This is a genomic window from Nostoc sp. FACHB-888, from assembly GCF_014696655.1.
GTDB lineage: Bacteria > Cyanobacteriota > Cyanobacteriia > Cyanobacteriales > Nostocaceae > Nostoc.
In genome coordinates this window covers 1-3,170 of sequence record NZ_JACJQM010000333.1, presented here as the reverse complement: position 1 = coordinate 3,170, position 3,170 = coordinate 1, and the positions used below count along the sequence as shown (strand labels likewise).

Genomic DNA, 3,170 nt, shown 5'->3' with positions numbered 1-3,170 from the left:
CTTAGCGCTGCACCAGGGCTTGGGTGAGCGAAAAATTCTTCTACAGCTTTGGTCAGTGCGTCAGCTACAACCGGATCGTGGCAAGCATAAACATAAACCTGCTGTTGGACACCATTAACCAATCGTGTTTCTTGGCGATTGCCCAACTGTGGGTAAAATGTTCTCACCCATGTCCCTAAATGTCCCCGATAGTGGGAGCCTCTGAGGGGAACTTTCTTGCCGAGTTCAATCTCCGCGAAGTTGACCACGCCCAGCCATTTCTCTTGTGTGCCGATTAGGGCTTGTTGATTGTGTTCGGCTAAGAGATTGGCAACGAAGTCTTTACAATGCTGTTCGATGTAAGGGTTGAGACGATCTCCAGTTAATTCGGCTAAAGTTTTCATTGCCTGTACAAAAATATGTAGGCGCTGCTCGACTGGGGGAAGGATAGGTATAACAGGACAGTGTTCTGGCTCTATTTCACTTGCAATCATTACCTTCATTAAGGTTCTGTTTGCCCAAATGCGAAATGAAACAGATACCCATCGGGCTAAATCAATGGCAATTTCTGGATGAACCCAAGTACCTTGTTCCTTGCCATACCCTTCAATTTCAATTATTAGAGACGATATGGGAATTCCCATATCGTTCCCAAGTGCTTGTAAATAGTCCTTTGTAGACTTCAGTCTTATGTAGTCTGACAAAAGTTTACGGTTAGCTTTAGCCATCTGGGTGGCATTAACATAGCCCTTGGGTATCGCGTATTTGCCTATCTGCTCAGACTGGGGCATTTGGTTAATTTCTGAGTCTCGCCAAAAGTGTGTCAGCATTGTAATTGCGTCACTTCTTGTAAATGAGTTTGACAAAGCGATCGCAGTTGCTTGGACGGCTAGCGATCATTTTCAATCTGTGTGTTGTCAGCAAGCCTTGTCTTCGCAAACTTCAATTCCTTGCGAAGTCTTAATCTTAACTGCCTTCTTTATTTGGCATAAAGCTCTCTTGCACACACCTTATACGATGTGAACGTAGTTAAATTGAATTGTTGCTGATTACAACCCATAGTACTATATTATGTATGAAAATACAATCGGCGGTACAAAAAAAGAAGCGTCGAATTTAATGGAGGTGGATATGATTCCGCTAGACTGGGCGGTGCTTATTTTATGGAAACCGGAGTGTGGAGAAAAGTTAAAAGCACTGCGTGGTAAAACATCTCGGCAAAAAATAGCAGATGGCATAAATGCACAACAAGTAGAATGCTCCCAAGAACTTATTAGAAAACTTGAACTTGGAGTTGCTAAATCCATATCCCCCCGAATTCTAGTTGCATTATGCATAACGCTAGGTATACACCCGTCTGCCTTAATTCCATCTATTAAAATGGAAATTCCTAGAAATTTTTGTACCGAGGGTTGACTTTGTACCGAGGGTTGTAATAATATTGATTATAGAGGAGGAAACAAGCGCTAGCCTCCCAAAAAAATAAAGCAGCGCTTATCACTGAACTATGACAAGAGAACCGGAAGTACCGATTGAGGGGTAGCTGATGCACTGGCACAACCAGAGAAGGTGAGGGGTACACATTGGAAAAACGGGTTCGGTTAATAAAAATGCCAAACAGGATGACTCTTGGCTTTTAAAACTGTTAAAGCTGTCTGTCACTTGACCACTGTGTATCCTGCTTGGTAGCTCCAGCCACTGGCTTAGAGCATTAAATATGAGGCTTCGCCAAATCTAAATTGAGAGTGTTGTGTTGAAAGCACAACAAACTGACCAATAAATGTAGGACGATCGCTGGCCTGCAAAACTTGCGATCGCCCCTATGCCCCAACCAACTACAGAAGAGGCGATTTATAATGATGACACAAAATTTAGCCCCTGCGCCAACAAAAGATCCACTAACCACACGTGATCGCCAAATCATTGCAACCATTGTCAATCAGTCGGACTACTCCAAAAACTGCCAGCCCGAAGATGTAGTAACTATCTGGATCAACAGTGATGATATCGTGTGGGTAAAAATGACCCACGGCTATGCTCGCTACCACAAAGAGCCATTCAAACGCGCTGTTGCAGAGGTTAAAGAGAGTCTTTCTGCTCCAGTAGAGCGCAATCACAAATCAGATGAGGAATTGAAACAAGCTTCTGAGAAAATTGGCTTGTTAGGTGATTGTGATTGGTTATCGTTGAGCATCCAATACTATCCTGATAAGGTAATCGGTCATGCTGGTTGTTATATCTCTCACAAGGCTCGAATATTAAACCCACCGGCTGAATGGGATTTTACACTGCCGAAGTGGAATATGCCTGCTGCCATTTGTCCAGACTGCGAAGGACATGGGTGCGGTAACTGTGGGTATCGCGGGACTTGTGCAGAAGACTTGTGTACGCCAGTGGACAGCTACCGATTGACTTATGTAGGATGCACTGACCTTCAGACGGCTCACAACGTATATCTAGATGGTGAGTTTTTGGGCATACTCTTCAAGGTCAGAAACGCTGATGAAGTCTGGGAAAATGACCCTAAAACTTACTATTGGCGGTGTGGGGATGGAGTACGGTATTGGAGCGTCAGGGAGGCTGTAGAAGCACTGTCCAGGGCAACTGCTCCGATTGAACTGCTGAAAGTTAGTCAGGAGTTGATAGCGGCGTAAATAAATTGGTGGAAGAGAATTTTCTTCCACCACTATTTTAAAATCAGTGCCACTCAGAATTAGAGCTTCGCTTATTTTTTGCGAAAACTAACATTAAAGAAAGGCAGCTACTATGACAGCTTTTGACTTTGATTCTGCTGAACACAAGTCCTACGAAAAGACCCCAGCAGCCAAAAGTATTCCTTCACCCGCAGGCATTTGGATTGCTTACGAAAATCAACAATTAGCAGGATGGTACGAAAATAAAGAACTAGAAGGTGGGAAAGAGTATAAAGTTCTTACTAACAAGTTGGACGAAAACGACGAAAAGATAGGCATTCCTGGCGCTCTCTATAGACAACCACGAATACTTGTGATTGGGCGATCGCCTCTGTTATACGGAAATGATAGAAAGATGATTGGAGTTTGGCGTAGCAGTGATGGTTTGGACAAGAATGCCTACAAATTCGGTAGGCGGTATATGGTGATTTTCGTCGATGCCCAAAATCAACCTCTTCATATCGCACCAGTACAAATAACTGCTTGGGGAGTGTTTCA

General features: G+C 43.7%; 4 protein-coding genes. 3 read left to right on the top strand and 1 reads right to left on the bottom strand.

Annotated elements, in window-relative coordinates:
* A partial coding sequence (locus H6G26_RS43600; RefSeq protein ID WP_242054375.1) for a KilA-N domain-containing protein occupies positions 1-809 on the bottom strand: 809 nt, incomplete at its 3' end.
* Between the two features lie 241 nt (positions 810-1,050).
* On the opposite strand from H6G26_RS43600, the gene H6G26_RS40250 reads away from it, so the two are divergent.
* The 3 genes from H6G26_RS40250 to H6G26_RS40240 all read left to right on the top strand — a co-directional run.
* The gene (locus H6G26_RS40250; protein ID WP_190737561.1) at positions 1,051-1,395 is read left to right on the top strand and encodes a hypothetical protein; all 345 of its coding nucleotides are present in this window, start codon (positions 1,051-1,053) and stop codon (positions 1,393-1,395) included.
* 440 nt (positions 1,396-1,835) lie between these two features.
* Positions 1,836-2,633 carry a hypothetical protein gene (locus H6G26_RS40245; protein WP_190737559.1) on the top strand — a complete coding sequence of 266 codons (798 nt, stop codon included), beginning with the start codon at positions 1,836-1,838 and terminating at the stop codon, positions 2,631-2,633.
* Positions 2,634-2,745: 112 nt separating this feature from the next.
* Positions 2,746-3,170: DUF5895 domain-containing protein (locus H6G26_RS40240; protein WP_199327288.1), on the top strand; the 425-nt coding region annotated here is incomplete at its 3' end.